Genomic DNA, 14,101 nt, shown 5'->3' with positions numbered 1-14,101 from the left:
GGGGTGGCTACCTATCGGTGGCGCTGCACTTCGAGGGCTTCGAGGATTTGGCGATGGCGGTCGCGGTCGATGGGGTAGCGATGGACAAACCAGAGGCTCCCTAGCAGCAGCAGGGCAGGCAGGGGGCCAATCAGCAGGCGGATGGCCCAGAGAGCGGCGGCGGGCTGGGTGACAGCCTGGGGGTCGTAGCCTGTCCAGTGCAGCAACTGGCCCGACACAAAGATAGCGGCGGCAAGGCCAAACTTTTGCAGAAACACTAGGGCACTGAAATACAGTCCTTCCCGTCGCCGTCCGGTTTGCAGCTCGTCCAAATCCACCACGTCGGGCAGCATGGCAAAGGGAATCATATAGAGGGTGGCCACGCCAAGACCTGCTACCACGCCGAGGGTATACATCCACCCCACCTGATCGGGATGCACGGTAATGAGGCCCAGCAGGGCAATCATAGCCAGAGGGGCACCCAGCATCAGGGCGGTGCGTTTACTCGTCCAGTGGGCGACCCGGTTCCACACCACCAGCATGGCGATGGCGGTTCCCTGCACGGCCAGAGCCATTTGGGCAAAGTGGGTTTCGGGCAGGCCCATCCAAGCCCCCACAAAGTAGGGCAGCATGGCAGCGGTGACTTGCACACTCATCCAACTGCACAGGTACAGCCCCAACACCTTCCGAAAGGCACTATTGGCAAACACGCTGCGCAGATCCGACAGCAGGGAAGCAAAACCCTCCGGCGGGTGAAGGCTGGCGTGGGCCTTTTGGGCCTGCCAGTAGCGGCGGTAGGTGCCCGCGACGCAAATGCTCACCATGACAATGGCCAAACCCGCAGACAGGATTCCCAAAAGGGCATACTGGCGTTCGGGATCGGCGACCCGGCCAAATACCACTTGGGCCATGAGCAGCGCCAAAATGCCCCCGCCAATACTGAAGGCGGCTTTGGTGCCGATGAGGGTGGTGCGTTCATCGTAGTCGTCGGAAAGCTCGGCGGCGAGGGCGGTATAGGGCAACTGCACCGCCGTAAACGACGCAAAGGCAAACAGCGACAGCACAACGTAATAAGCAAAAATGCCGCCCTGGGTTTGGAACGGCGGCACCACCCACAGCAGCATCGCCGTCAGCGCCATGGGCACCATACCGCCCAACATCCACGGAAACCGCCGCCCCAGGGGAGATACGGTGCGGTCGCTCAGCCAGCCAATCAGGGGGTCGTTGACGGCATCCCACAGCCGTCCAATGAGGATGACACTGCCCGCCAAGGCCGGATTTAGCCCCGCCACGGTGGTAAAAAAATACAGCACAAAAAACGCCGACAAACTGGCCGGAACCGCTGCCGCCAGCTCTCCCACGCCATAGGCCAACTTCACTGGCAAGGGCAGAGGCGGTAATTTAGACAACGACGGACTCCCAACTCATAGTGGGTTGATTTTGCCACATTGTGCAGTCAATCCCCAGGCTTCCCAGGTGAGCGGGGCTCGAAGGGGGCTACGGTGATCCACAATAGCAAGGGTAGAGCCGTTGGAGAACGTCACGATGGGCCATAGATTGACCAGATCGCGATGGCTGGGGTTGCTGGGGGTCGTGCTGCTGGGGTGGCTTCCCAGCGCCTGTGATCGCCCTGAGGCCGACGAATCTGGGCTCACCGACTCTGGACTTCTTGAGCCCATGCCTGCCGCCCCCACCGGAGCCCCGGAAACAGAAGTGCCCTCCTCCATGGCCCTAGATGCCGCCCCCTTAGAGCCCAGCGATCCCAATGCGCCGCCGCCACCACCGCCCGGTGCCTTCCTGGCCCAGCTCTCCCCCGACCAAGTGGCCCAGCTCACCAGCTTGGGCGTTGAGGTCGTGGTGCCGGGAGTGGTGCCACCCTCCTTCCAGGTGGCTGATCTCCGCATCAGCCAGGGCGACATGGGAATCAGCTACCTGATTGTGTACCAAAACGCCGAAAATCAATGCTTTGCGGTGGAATATGCCGATGGTGGCACCAGCCCACCCCCCGCCACCGAAAACCGCCGCCCCATTAACCCACCCCTCTTTACCAAGGACGGCGACACCTCCGCCTATGGTCTCAACTATGGCAAATTTGCTGACCCCGACTGGCAAGCCAGATTTCCCGAGCCGAACCTCTATACCGACTGGCTGGCTGGCTCCTCCGGCTACTATCGCATCAGCGGAGCCGCCGACATCAAAGCCCTCTTCCCCGGCTTCGACGCCTGCCGGGATGTATCGCCCCAAATGGCCGTAGACTTGGCCGAATCCTTCACCCTGGTGACGGCCCCCACCAGCGATATGTTTTAGGCCAGCCCCCGTCTCCCGCCTAGGCCCCTCTAGGGCTCGGAAAACCGAAAAATAAAATTTCTAGGAAAGACTATTCCTTCTCCGCAAAGGCTGTGTTACTATTAGTAACCGTGCTAGAGGTTTGGTTTTGACGGCACGATACACCAAGGGTCGCTAGCTCAGCGGTAGAGCACTCGGCTTTTAACCGATTGGTCTTGGGTTCGAATCCCAGGCGACCCATATTTTATTCATTCCGTCCTCTCCTGTTGCTAGGGACAGACAGGAACAGTTGATTCACTCACCCCGAGTCCCAGGATCTAGGGAGGCAGGGTGCTGCAGCGGCTGATCTATGCGCCAATGGCCAGAGAAGGAGACGCTTCAATCCAGTGGTCGAGGAAGGCCCTTGCTGCTGGAGAAAAGGCTTTGTCTTGGCGGTAGGCAAGCTGCCATTGGGCCTGGAGCATGAGATCCGCAACGGAGAGCACCACCAGGTCGGTATCTAAGGCTGTGAGGGCAAAGGCGGGCAGTAGCGCAACCCCAAGGTTGGCTGCCACACTAGCCTTAATCGATTCATTGCAGCTCAGTTCTAGGTTGCTGCGGAGGGCCAGCCCCTGGGCCTGGAAGGCGGCTTCTAGACGCTGGCGCGTGCTAGATTCGGGCTCCCGGAGAATCCAGTTTGCCTTTGCTAGGTCGGCCAAGGTTAAGGGCCGACGCTGAGCCAGGGGATGACGCTGGGAGGCCACCACCCGCAGGGGAGACTGGGCGTAGGGCAGGGTGGCAAGGTTGGCTGAGGTGGGTGGCAGGCTAAACAGGTAGAAGTCATCTTCGTTTTGGTGCAGGCGGTCTTGCAACTCAGCGTCGCTGCCTACGTAGAGGGACACCTCTAGGCCGGGATACTGTTCTAGGAAGGGCTTAAACTGCTCCACCAGCAGGCATTTACCACTTTCCACCGTAGCCAACTTGACGCTCCCCGCCTCAACGCCCTGGAAGGCCAGCAGAGTTTGATCTAAATGCTGAAGCTGCCGTAGCACCTGGTGGCAGGTATTCAGTAGGGCTTCTCCTGCCGCCGTCAGGTGCAGTTGCCGACCGATGGTTTCCACCAGGGGCATCCCCACGGTTTTTGAGAGCTGCTTAATCTGAATAGACACCGTCGGCTGGGTGAGGTAAAGCTCCGCCGCTGCCTTGGTGTAGTTGCGGTGCCGTGCCACCGCCTCAAAAACTTCCATTTGGTGCAGGGTAATTCCCTTTGTGCTGAGCAAGGATGCCGCCATGATTGAGCCGAGCTATCAAAGGACATCCTTACTTTAGCAACTTTTGCGTTTCTAAAGTAGCCCCTAGGCCCATATCGATTCGCCCCTGGAGACAACGCGCCCCCGGCCCTAACCCCTCGACGCTACTGCCACACGTAGATCAGGATGAACAGCACAATCCAGATCACATCGACAAAGTGCCAGAACAGGGAGGTGGCAATCACGCCCACTTCGCCATCATCGTAGTTGCCGGGGATGAAGGATCGAGCCAGCATGATCGCTTGCAGAAGTACCCCAGTGAGAACGTGGAGCCCGTGGAATCCGGTGAGCAGGTAGAACATGCCACCATAGAGGCCGTCAGTAAAGCCAAAGTTGAGGCCCGCCCATTCCACCGCTTGGCCGTAGAGGAAGAAGCTGCCCATGGCCATGGTCAATAACCAAAAGGCCCGGAAACCCCAGATGTTTTCTTTTTTCAGGTAGCGCTCGGCGATGTAGATGACGAAACTGCTGGAGACCAGGACGATGGTGTTGATCAGCGGTTCGCGCACCTCCAGCCCCTCCACACCGGGGGGCAGCCAGTCGAGGGACGTGGTTTTGTAGACGGCATAGCCCACAAAGAAGCTGAGGAAAATCACGCTTTCCGACAGCAGAAAGATGATGAATCCAACCAGGCGGTGTTCCCCTTCTTCGTGGTGGGCGGGGCTGACTTCAGCGGCGGTGTTCACCGTGGAATCGAGGTTGATGGAACTCATTTAGGCCACCTCCGTAGACGCAAGTTGCTGTAGGGCCGCCTGCTGGGCGGTGAGGGGTTCGTTTTTGCCGTAGCCGTAGGGTTCGGCGATGACGGTGGGGATTTCGTCGAAGTTTTCGTGGGGGGGCGGCGAGGCCACCATCCACTCTAGGCCAATGGCTCTCCAGGGGTTGGCGGGGGCTTTTTCCCCCTGCACCCAGGAGCTAATCATGTTCAGCAAGAAGGGCAGGGTGGAGACCCCCAGCAAAAAGCCGCCCAAACTGGCCAGCACGTTCCAAAAGGCAAATTCTGGGTCGTAGGAGGCGACGCGGCGGGGCATCCCCATTAGGCCAGCGGGGTGCATGGGCAAAAAGTTGAGGTTGGTGCCCACGAAGGCGAGGACAAAGTGCAGTTTGCCCAGCCCTTCGTAGTACATGCGCCCGGTCATCTTGGGGAACCAGTGGTACAGGGCGGCGAACATGCCCATGGTCATCGACCCATACAGCACGTAGTGGAAGTGGCCCACCACAAAGTAGGTGTTGTTGACATGGATATCCACCGGGGTAGAGGCCAGCATGATGCCCGTGATGCCCGCGAAGACAAACATGGTCATGCCGCCGAGGGCAAACAGCATGGCGGTGTTCAGCTTCAGCTTGCCGCCCCAGATGGTGGCCACCCAGGCGAAGACCTTGATCCCCGTGGGCACGGAGATGGTCATGGTGGTGAACATAAACAGCATCCGCATCCAGCCGGGAGTGCCGCTGGCGAACATGTGGTGTACCCAGACGATGCCGCTGAGTCCGGTGATAATAAAGGAGGATACGGCCACCACCTTGTAGCCAAACAGGGGCTTACGGGCATAGACCGGGAAAAGTTCTGAAAATACGCCAAAAATCGGCAGCATAATCACATACACCGCCGGGTGGGAATAGAACCAGAAGAAATGCTGATACAGCACCGGATCGCCGCCCTTGGCCGGGTCAAAAAAGCTGGTGCCCACCATGAGGTCAAACAGCAGCATCACCGCCCCCGCCGTCAGCGCTGGCAGGCCGAAGAGCTGGATAATCTGCGCCGCCATCACCGTCCAGCAGAACACGGGCATTTTGAAGAAGGTCATCCCCGGTGCCCGCATCCGCACGATGGTGGTGACGATGTTGACCGCCCCCATAATCGACGACACCCCCGACAGCGCCACCGCCACCAGCCACAGGGCTTGGCCGTTGATTAGGTTGCCCGTGGGGTTCTGCAAACTCACCGGAGGATAGGCCCACCAGCCCGACTGGGACGGCCCACCGGGCACCAAAAAGCTGGCCATTAAAATGACGCCAAAGATGGGCACCAGCCAAAAGGCCACCGCATTCAGGCGGGGGAAGGCCATGTCCCGCGCCCCAATTTGCAGGGGCACCAGGTAGTTGGACAACCCATTCAGTACCGGGAACGTCCACATGAACAGCATCAGGGTGCCGTGCATGGTGAACAGGGCGTTATACACCGTGCGATCCACCAGATCGGCCTCCGGGGTGATCAACTCACCGCGCATCACCATGGCCAGGAAGCCGCCAATCAGAAAGAACACAAAGGCGGTGACGATGTACTGAATGCCAATCACCTTGTGGTCGGTGCTGAAGGTGAAAAAGCGCCACCAGTTTTCCGGCTCTCCGGGGCTGGGTTCCTGGCGTTCTGGGGCAAGGGCGTCTATGGAGATGTTCGTCATTTATATAGATGTCCTTAGGTCAGGTGTTCTGCGGTTGATGTCTTTAGGTCAGGCTTGCTGTGAGCAGATCGCTTTTGTGCGTGGATTGGCCCTCACCCTACGACCCCACATAATTCACCATGGGGGCGGGGGCAGGGGGGACGGTCTTCCAGCCCGGACGGTGATCGTCGCCGCCCGTGCGTTGGTATTCGTCGTAGGAGGGGTTGAGGCCCGGTTTTAGGGGGGATTTCGCGGCAGTCGCAAGCCACTGCTGGTAGGCGTCCGGCGATTCCACCACCACATCGGCCTGCATGGCGGCGAAGTAGGTGCCGCTATATTGGGAATCCCGCAGGCGATACTTGCCCTCCAGGATGGGGGTGAATTCAAAATCAATGTCTCGACCGGGGATGACATCCTGCTTCACCCGAAAGGCGGGAATATAGAAGCCGTGGAGCACGTCCTCGGAGGTCAACGCCAGCTTAATGCGCCGATCCTTGGGCAGGTGCAACTCGGTGCTGGTGACGTTGGCTTCGGGATAGTAAAACTCCCACACCCACTGCCGAGCGTGGACTTCAATGGCTTCAGGCTCCAACCCAGCCGTCTCCGGCATCCCCTGGGCCATGTCCATTGGTGCGGCAATGGCTTCCCCCATGCCCATGTGGATGTGCTCCATCGGCCCCAGAATCGACATTTGGTCGTAGACCCGATAGCTGGCGGCGGCAATCCAAATCACCAGCACAATGGGAATCGCCGTCCACACCACCTCTAGGGTGAGGTTGCCCTCAATCGGGGGGCCGTCGCTTTCGTCGTATTTGCCCGCCCGCTGGAACAGGGCCGAATAGATGACGGTGCCCACCACGCCGCAAAAAATGAAGGTACCAATGGCGGTCATCAGGCTAAACAGGCCATCCACCAGCACCGCCTCCGCCGAGGCCGGGGGCGGCAACCAGCTATAGGCCACCTGGCCCATCCACAGACTAATGGCGGTGAGGATTCCGGCCACGGCAGCGAGTTTGAGAATTAGGCGAAGGTTCATAGGGGAAAGGCAAAAGGCAAAAGTAAAAAGGCAAAAAATGTGGAAGGAGAACGGTTCAGAACCAAGGTTGCTTTTGGGAATGACTCAAGATATTGCAGTTAGCCTAAGAATCCTGCAATCATTTGATAAATGAAGCTTTTCTTGCTCCCCTCTCCTCCCTGGGAGAGGGGCTGGGGGTGAGGGTTGAGAGAGTCCTGATAAGAGAACACTCCATACTCAAAAACAACTAGAACCATCGGGGCTGAATCACATTCAAAATCGTCAAATCCTCCCCAGCCCGTAATAGGCGATCTGCGCTGATGTGAACACCAAATTCAGCGGCCAGTTGTGCCCCTAGGGTGCCGTGGGCAAACATCAACACAAAAATACCCAGCCCCGCCACCAAATACGACCACTGCACCTGTCGCGCCCGATCCTTGCGCCACACATAGCGCTGGAAACCTCGCCAGATGGCCATTCCGGTAATCAGGGCCAGCAGCAGCACGCCGCCCACCCCGTGCCAGAGCATGGTTTCTAGGCTTTCCAGACCCCAGGCACTGACGCCATCGCTGGGGGGTTGGGCCAGCAGCATTTCGTAAAAGCCCGCCGCCACCGTGGGGAAGGTGATCACCGCCGCCGCCACCATGTTGAACCAGCCCACATCGTAGAAGTTGGACGAGCTAGCCGGAATCGCCAAAAACTTGAACACCCGCCTTTCCAAGGGGAATAGTGCCCCTACAATATCGAAACTAATGGCAACGATGAACAACCCCAGCGTTAGGTGTACCAGGTTGGGATGGATGGGCACCACGTAGGGCAAGCCGTTTGGCCCTAGCTGGTTGGCGATTTGGTCAATCAAATCAGGACTCATTACAGCACTCCGTCACGAATCGCTTCCACCACTTCCACGGTGTGCAGGCCGTAGATCCACACCAGTTTGTCGCCTAGGTAGGTTTGCACCAGCACCAGCCCGGTCAACAACCCGCCCACGCCCAGGTAAGCGATGGGGAGGGATTTGGGGTCGTTATTCCGCAGCACGTAGCGCCAGCCCGTAATCGCGGCGATAATGCCGGACAGCCCCCAGCCCAAAATCGTGTGCAGGTTGAGGGTCGATTCCGCCGAGGGCACATAGGGCGTAGCGAGACCCGCCTCTACTTGGCCAAAGATCACGGCAATGAAAATCGACACCGTGGCAAAGGCCATATTCCACCAGCTCACCTCGTAGTAGCGAGGATTTTTGGTGATGGTGCCCACCACATCGCAGACAAAGGCGAACAGGGCCATGGCGATGACAAAATGCACCACGATGGGGTGGATGGTGTCGGGGTAGGGCAGATTGTGGTCGTTGAGGGGAGGCAGATACTCAAACACGGGATGTCCGGGGTAGGGGTGTCCTAGGTGAGGGATCTTCCGAGGAAGTCAAGCACCGCTGCGGCTAGCTTGGCATGAGGATAGCAAGCCGTTGTTTATAGGGTAAGTATCCTAGCTGTCACCTGCCAGGAAAATCTCACCTTAGCCAGGGATTTTCCCACTGACCTTTGGGAGGATCGACGAAACTTTAGGAAATGTTAAGCCCATCCTAGGCGGTTTAGTTTTGTTAAGCCATGCACTTTGGTCTTCATCGAGAGAAGAACAGACGCACCACCACGGCAATCAAGCCATGCACTAAGGCGGGGCTGAGGCAACCGCCTACCAAGACGCCCAGGATGGCGGGCGTAGCGCGATCTGCACTGTCGGGGAAGCCCCCCTGGCGATGGCGGCGAAGATCAGCCCTAGGATCAGCGGCACCACGGTACCCACGGCACTGCTGCCCAACAGACCTACCCCCTGCCAGAGGAAAAAGTTGTGCTGGGCTGCGCCAAACCAATAGCCCCAGGCCACCGACCACACCCCAATCAGCAGACCCGACCCAACCAATACAGGCAGCAGAAACACCAGAAAGAGAATGCCGCCGCCCTGGCTTTCAAAGGTTTCTGGGGCAAAAATCTGGAGCATCAGGATACCCAGCACCAGCCCCAAAACGGTGGTCATCACGGTGGCTAGGGCCATCCACACCAAAAACATGAAGGATCGACTTTTCGCCCAACTCATGGCTCCCGCCGCGACAAAGTAGATCACCGCCGCCAACACCAGTAAACCTTCTGTCATGCCCCTCCTAGTCGCAGCCGTGGAAGAACCGCACCGCACTAAAGTCACGGGCCTGGAGGCTGTCGTTATCGATGAAACAGTAGATCGACTCGCTGCTACCCTGAATTCCCGCCAACTCTAGCAGCAGTCGGCCCTTAGAACGGTAGAGAAAGTCAGGGGCGCTGCCGTGGGAATCGGGCCATCCGCCCAGCTTGCTGCCTAGTCCACTGGCTTCCGTTTCGATGACATAGTCGTAGAGCCAGTCCTCAAAATCGGCCACCATATCCGGGTCGAACGCTTCCAAGTTCGGCGAGTTGAGATCTAAAAAGAGATCTTGGCGAACGGTGAAGGTAAGGCTGGAAACGGCGTCAAACTGGTCTCGATAGGTCTCCCGCAGGGGCACAAAACTAAAGTCCGCAATCAGATCCGCCGGATCGTTAGTCACCGTTGGGAAGTAAATCACCTGAAATATCCCATCGCGGTAGGATCTGGCCAGTTCGCCACCGCCCACATAGAGCTGCCACATCCCCTCAGCGGGAAAGTCAAATCCGTCAATGGGGGGAACGTCGGCACAGTTAAGTTGCACCAGCAGGGCCAGGGGCAGCCCGGTATTGGGGTTAGTGGGATAGGTGGCCTGGGTCGGGAAATAGGGATCGCCACCCACCTTGCTCTGCCACCGGGTCAGCGGGTCGGCGGGGTGACGGGGCGGCGGCGGCGGCGTAACCTGGGTGGCGGCGATAGCGATGTAGGGCTCTAGGTTGGCCTCCAGAATGGGCCGGAGGTCGGCGAACTCATCGGGCAGGTCTTGCAACAGGGCAGGCCGAGGGAGATCAGAATTGACCATGGTTCAAAAGCAAGGCGGGGGCTGACCCCAATCTACGGAAAAAACCTTGCACCTGCCACTGATATCAACCTTTCCCAGGCTTTCGGGGGCAGACATGCCCCCTGTAGGCTGGATGCTCCCAAGGTCAAAGCCAGTCCCCAACGTTTTGTGAACATCCGACAAAGGTAGGCCCAAGTCCCTATGCTTCATCCAAACGTTAGTAGGCCACCTCAACCTAGACAGGTCACGATAGTCCCCCTACCCCCAGGCCGTGTCGCCCAAATTTGGCGGCACATCCTGCCAGCGGCCATCCCCCACCGCCCGGATGGCTTCCTTTAAATTCACATCCCCGGTGTAAATGGCCCGACCGACAATCACCCCCGACACGCCCACGGGTTCTAGCGCCAGCAGCGACAGCAAATCCCGCAGGGCACCCACGCCACCGGAGGCAATCACAGGCATTGTCACCGCCTCGGCCATGGTGCGTAGGGCGTCCAAATTTGGGCCTTTCAGGGTGCCATCCCGTTTGATGTCGGTGTAGATCACGGCGGCGGCTCCCCGCTGCTCCATCTGTTGCGCCAGATCAACGGCTTCTACCTCGGAAATATCCAACCAGCCCCGCGTCGCCACCTTGCCGTCCTTGGCGTCGATACCTACGATGATCTGGCCAGGATACTCAGCACTCAGATCGCTCACCAAGTCAGGGTTTTCAATCGCCGCCGTACCTAAGATGGCGTAGCGCACCCCCAGGTCAAACAGCGCCTTCACCCGATCCCGATCCCGCAAGCCGCCGCCCACCTCCACGGGCATACTCACCGCCCGCGTGATGGCCTCAATCGCTTGCCAATTCTCTGGCTTGCCAGACTTTGCCCCATCCAAATCCACCAAATGCAGCCGGGTTGCCCCCTGTTCCTCCCACTGCCGCGCCACCGCCACCGGGTTGTCGTCAAACACCTCCGACTGGGCATAGTCGCCCTGATACAGCCGCACACAACGGCCTTCCAGCAAATCAATGGCGGGGATAACTTCCATAGGTTCAGATTCTAGAAATCGCTAGCAACGGGGACTTGGGTAGATCTCTGATGCCGTTGGCCCTCACCCTAAATCCCTCTCCCTTGGGGAGAGGGACTTTGAAGACTCTCTACGGCTTTCTCTTATAGATGAGGGAAAGCTTTGAAGCCTACGTCCGGTTCCCCTCTCCCCCCTGGGAGAGGGGCTAGGGGTGAGGGCCAGCCTAGGCGACAACAACAAATTCTCAATCTACCAAACCCATCCATTCTATCGGCCCATCCCCTACCCACGGGCACCGATTTCCCGTAGACTCCAAGATGCGAATCACAACAGAGAATCATGCTAGACCTGACTGGGAAAAACGCCCTGGTAACGGGCATCGCCAACAATCGATCCATCGCCTGGGGCATTGCCCAGCAGCTCCATGCCGCCGGGGCTAACCTCGGCATCACCTACCTGCCCGACGAAAAGGGCAAGATGGAGGGCAAGGTGAAGGACTTGGTGGATCCCCTCAATCCCAGTCTGTTTTTGCCCTGCAATGTGCAGGATGAGGCCCAGGTTTCTGAAGTCTTCAGCACCATCGGCCAAGCATGGGGCAAGCTGGATATTCTCATCCATTGCCTCGCCTTCGCCAACCGCGACGACCTCTCCGGCGACTTCAGCAACACCTCCAAAGACGGCTACCAACTGGCCCTGGATGTCAGCTCCTACTCCTTAATTACCCTCGCCCGTGGAGCCAAACCCCTGATGACCGAGGGCGGCAGCATCGTCACCCTCAGCTATTTGGGTGGCGTGCGCGTGGTGCCGAACTACAACGTCATGGGCATCGCCAAGGCCGCATTGGAAATGAACGTGCGCTACCTCGCTGCCGAGCTTGGCCCCAACAACATCCGAGTCAACGGCATCTCCGCTGGCCCCATCCGCACCCTGGCCTCCTCGGCGGTGGGCGGGATCTTAGACATGATCCACCACGTCGAAGAAATCGCCCCCCTGCGCCGCACCGTTACCCAAACCGAAGTGGGCAACACCGCCGCCTTCCTCTGTAGCGACCTCTCCAGCGGCCTAACCGGACAAATCCTCTACGTCGATTCCGGCTACTGCATCATGGGCATGTAGAGGAGATGGGAATTCAGTTGTGAGCGATACTTTCTTCTGATAAGATCAGCTCACAGCGGTAGAAATACTTATCAATCTCGATTCAGACGCCACGGGCAAGGCTCCTACGCCATAGGGGTTTTCCGTGTTTATAGCCTGAATAGAGGGCTTGGTTCAGGCATTCCTGACCACCATAAGTGGATAAGCCTCTGCCGTGGATAGCTCTGAATCCTCTAGGCACCGTACCTCTACAGAGGGGCATTGCCGTGGGAGTTCAGGGATTTACGCTTCACAAGCGCCACATTTTACGAGATATTTTTTGGGGTATTTCGTGGGGGTCGTGGGGTGTTGCGGCGCGGTCAGCATCGCCACCTTGCCAAGACTGCATGACTTTAACAGGAGTTGTATAGAGGGAACCTATGATCAACAAGCCAGACAAAGTAGTTCTCATCGGTGTTGCGGGCGACTCTGGGTGTGGTAAATCCACCTTCCTCAGACGGCTGAGCGACCTGTTTGGGGCCGAACTGATGACCGTCATCTGCCTGGATGACTACCACAGCCTCGACCGCAAACAGCGCAAAGAAGCGGGCGTCACCGCGCTGGATCCTCGTGCCAACAACTTTGATCTGATGTACGAACAGATCAAAGCCCTGAAGGAAGGCAAGAGCATCGACAAGCCCATCTACAACCACGAAACGGGCGAGCTGGATCCCCCCGAACGGGTTGACCCCAACCGCATCATCGTGATTGAAGGGCTGCACCCCCTCTACGACGAGCGCGTTCGCGACCTGATCGACTTCAGCGTTTACCTCGACATCAGCGACGAGGTGAAGATTGCCTGGAAGATCCAGCGCGACATGGCCGAGCGTGGCCACAGCTACGACGATGTGCTGGCCTCCATCAACGCCCGTCGTCCCGACTTTGAAGCCTACATCGACATCCAAAAGCAGTATGCCGATGTGGTGATTCAAATTCTGCCCACCAAACTCATCCCCAACGACGAAGAGAAGAAAGTGCTGCGGGTGCGCCTGATGCAGCGGGAAGGCGTGGAAGGCTTCGACCCCGTCTACCTGTTCGACGAAGGCTCCACCATCGACTGGATTCCCTGCGGTCGGAAGCTCACCTGCTCCTACCCCGGCATTCGGATGCACTACGGCCCCGACAGCTACTACGGCCACGAGGTCTCGGTGCTAGAGGTGGATGGTCAGTTCGACCGCTTGGAAGAAATGATCTACATCGAAAGCCACCTCAGCAACACCTCCACCAAGTACTACGGTGAAATGACCGAACTGCTGCTGAAGCACCGCGAATATCCTGGTTCCAGCAACGGCAGCGGCCTGTTCCAGGTGCTTGTGGGTCTGAAGATGCGCGCCACCTACGAGCGGCTGACCTCCACCAGCCTCAACGTCGCCACCCACGCCTAGGCATCAGTCCGACGAATCATTGTCTGGCTCATAATCCATAGGAGAGGATACCGCTGTGTGTCCTCTCCTTTTTTGTTGGACACTTCCCCAGTTGTAAAAGAAGCCCTGTGGCGCGAATTACTGATTTAAATGTAGCTAAATTGACAATTTATTGCAGCTTCACCTCTGATTAATTTAGTGATCTCACATCGATCAGGGATCGTCAACTGCCGGAATATAAGACAAAAAGTTCGGTATTCAAGCTGAAGACACCTTCTTTCGCCCAGTATAAAATCGAACTACAAAGGCAGCGGTGCATTATGAGGCTCCTAACCAAGGGCCAACGGTTGCATCCAGCCTTCATAAGTCCTGATCGAGGTAATCTCTAATGTCCAAGTACAAGAAAATCAAGTCTGGGGTCAAAGAAGTCGCTGGTTTTGCCGCAGGTGGTGGCGCTGTAGGCTTAGGGATTGCTGCACACGTTGGAAGAATGGGGCTAGCCGTTGCTGGTGGAGGTGTCGGTATTGGCGCGGCCCCGGTTGCGGCGGCTGGGGTTGTTGTTGGGTTGGCTACATACGGTTTGAAGCGGGCCTTTAAAGACTAGATCAACCAAAACGATGGTTTTAGAGCCTGCATGATGGCTTGACTAATCAACAAGCTGATTCTTCTCAGAATCAGCTCTTGTTACG

At 58.0% G+C, this 14,101-nt stretch carries 14 protein-coding genes and 1 tRNA gene; 5 read left to right on the top strand and 10 right to left on the bottom strand.

Annotated features, from left to right (window positions below):
- Nucleotides 1-11 precede the first annotated feature (11 nt).
- The gene (locus GFS31_RS01400) at nucleotides 12-1,358 is read right to left on the bottom strand and encodes an MFS transporter (RefSeq protein ID WP_198807967.1); all 1,347 of its coding nucleotides are present in this window, start codon (nucleotides 1,356-1,358) and stop codon (nucleotides 12-14) included.
- A 178-nt stretch (nucleotides 1,359-1,536) separates the two neighbouring features.
- Between GFS31_RS01400 and GFS31_RS01395 the strand changes: the two genes are divergently transcribed.
- On the top strand, nucleotides 1,537-2,286 hold the full coding sequence (locus GFS31_RS01395) for a hypothetical protein (RefSeq protein ID WP_198806541.1): 750 nt from the start codon (nucleotides 1,537-1,539) through the stop codon (nucleotides 2,284-2,286).
- A 147-nt stretch (nucleotides 2,287-2,433) separates the two neighbouring features.
- Nucleotides 2,434-2,505, top strand: a tRNA-Lys gene (locus GFS31_RS01390).
- 107 nt (nucleotides 2,506-2,612) lie between these two features.
- Here GFS31_RS01390 and GFS31_RS01385 read toward each other — a convergent pair.
- The 9 genes from GFS31_RS01385 to hisA form a co-directional block, all read right to left on the bottom strand.
- The gene (locus tag GFS31_RS01385; protein ID WP_198806540.1) at nucleotides 2,613-3,536 is read right to left on the bottom strand and encodes a LysR family transcriptional regulator; all 924 of its coding nucleotides are present in this window, start codon (nucleotides 3,534-3,536) and stop codon (nucleotides 2,613-2,615) included.
- Between the two features lie 122 nt (nucleotides 3,537-3,658).
- Entirely contained in the window at nucleotides 3,659-4,267 is a 609-nt protein-coding gene (locus GFS31_RS01380) for a heme-copper oxidase subunit III (RefSeq protein ID WP_198806539.1), read from the bottom strand.
- Nucleotides 4,268-5,959, bottom strand: coding sequence for a cytochrome c oxidase subunit I (gene ctaD / locus GFS31_RS01375; RefSeq protein WP_198806538.1), 1,692 nt, complete (start codon nucleotides 5,957-5,959; stop codon nucleotides 4,268-4,270). It abuts the gene before it with no gap.
- Nucleotides 5,960-6,056: 97 nt separating this feature from the next.
- Complete coding sequence (locus tag GFS31_RS01370) at nucleotides 6,057-6,974, bottom strand: cytochrome c oxidase subunit II (RefSeq protein WP_198806537.1); 918 nt, start codon at nucleotides 6,972-6,974, stop codon at nucleotides 6,057-6,059.
- A 226-nt stretch (nucleotides 6,975-7,200) separates the two neighbouring features.
- Nucleotides 7,201-7,824 (bottom strand): DUF2231 domain-containing protein, encoded by a 624-nt coding sequence (locus GFS31_RS01365; RefSeq protein ID WP_198806536.1) that lies wholly within the window; start codon nucleotides 7,822-7,824, stop codon nucleotides 7,201-7,203.
- A complete protein-coding gene (locus tag GFS31_RS01360) occupies nucleotides 7,824-8,324 on the bottom strand; it encodes a DUF2231 domain-containing protein (protein WP_198806535.1) in 501 nt (166 codons plus the stop codon). The genes GFS31_RS01365 and GFS31_RS01360 overlap by 1 nt, the downstream gene beginning before the upstream one ends.
- Nucleotides 8,325-8,642: 318 nt before the next feature.
- Nucleotides 8,643-9,101: a hypothetical protein gene (locus GFS31_RS01355; RefSeq protein ID WP_198806534.1), complete on the bottom strand. Its 459-nt coding sequence runs from the start codon at nucleotides 9,099-9,101 to the stop codon at nucleotides 8,643-8,645.
- Nucleotides 9,102-9,108: 7 nt separating this feature from the next.
- The gene (locus GFS31_RS01350; protein WP_198806533.1) at nucleotides 9,109-9,924 is read right to left on the bottom strand and encodes a DUF1963 domain-containing protein; all 816 of its coding nucleotides are present in this window, start codon (nucleotides 9,922-9,924) and stop codon (nucleotides 9,109-9,111) included.
- A gap of 237 nt (nucleotides 9,925-10,161) precedes the next feature.
- Nucleotides 10,162-10,935, bottom strand: coding sequence for a 1-(5-phosphoribosyl)-5-[(5-phosphoribosylamino)methylideneamino]imidazole-4-carboxamide isomerase (gene hisA, locus GFS31_RS01345; protein WP_198806532.1), 774 nt, complete (start codon nucleotides 10,933-10,935; stop codon nucleotides 10,162-10,164).
- A gap of 318 nt (nucleotides 10,936-11,253) precedes the next feature.
- Here hisA and fabI point away from each other — a divergent pair, with 318 nt between their 5' ends.
- From fabI to GFS31_RS01330, 3 genes are all read left to right on the top strand, one after another.
- Nucleotides 11,254-12,030 carry an enoyl-ACP reductase FabI gene (gene fabI / locus GFS31_RS01340; RefSeq protein WP_198806531.1) on the top strand — a complete coding sequence of 259 codons (777 nt, stop codon included), beginning with the start codon at nucleotides 11,254-11,256 and terminating at the stop codon, nucleotides 12,028-12,030.
- A gap of 398 nt (nucleotides 12,031-12,428) precedes the next feature.
- Nucleotides 12,429-13,433 carry a phosphoribulokinase gene (locus GFS31_RS01335; protein WP_198806530.1) on the top strand — a complete coding sequence of 335 codons (1,005 nt, stop codon included), beginning with the start codon at nucleotides 12,429-12,431 and terminating at the stop codon, nucleotides 13,431-13,433.
- Nucleotides 13,434-13,800: 367 nt separating this feature from the next.
- On the top strand, nucleotides 13,801-14,016 hold the full coding sequence (locus GFS31_RS01330) for a hypothetical protein (protein ID WP_198806529.1): 216 nt from the start codon (nucleotides 13,801-13,803) through the stop codon (nucleotides 14,014-14,016).
- The last annotated feature ends 85 nt before the right edge of the window (nucleotides 14,017-14,101 follow it).

Origin of the sequence: Leptolyngbya sp. BL0902, assembly GCF_016403105.1 — a bacterium.
GTDB lineage: Bacteria > Cyanobacteriota > Cyanobacteriia > Phormidesmidales > Phormidesmidaceae > Nodosilinea.
The sequence above is the reverse complement of the archived record's forward strand: the minus strand, read 5'-3'. Positions and strand labels throughout refer to the sequence as shown.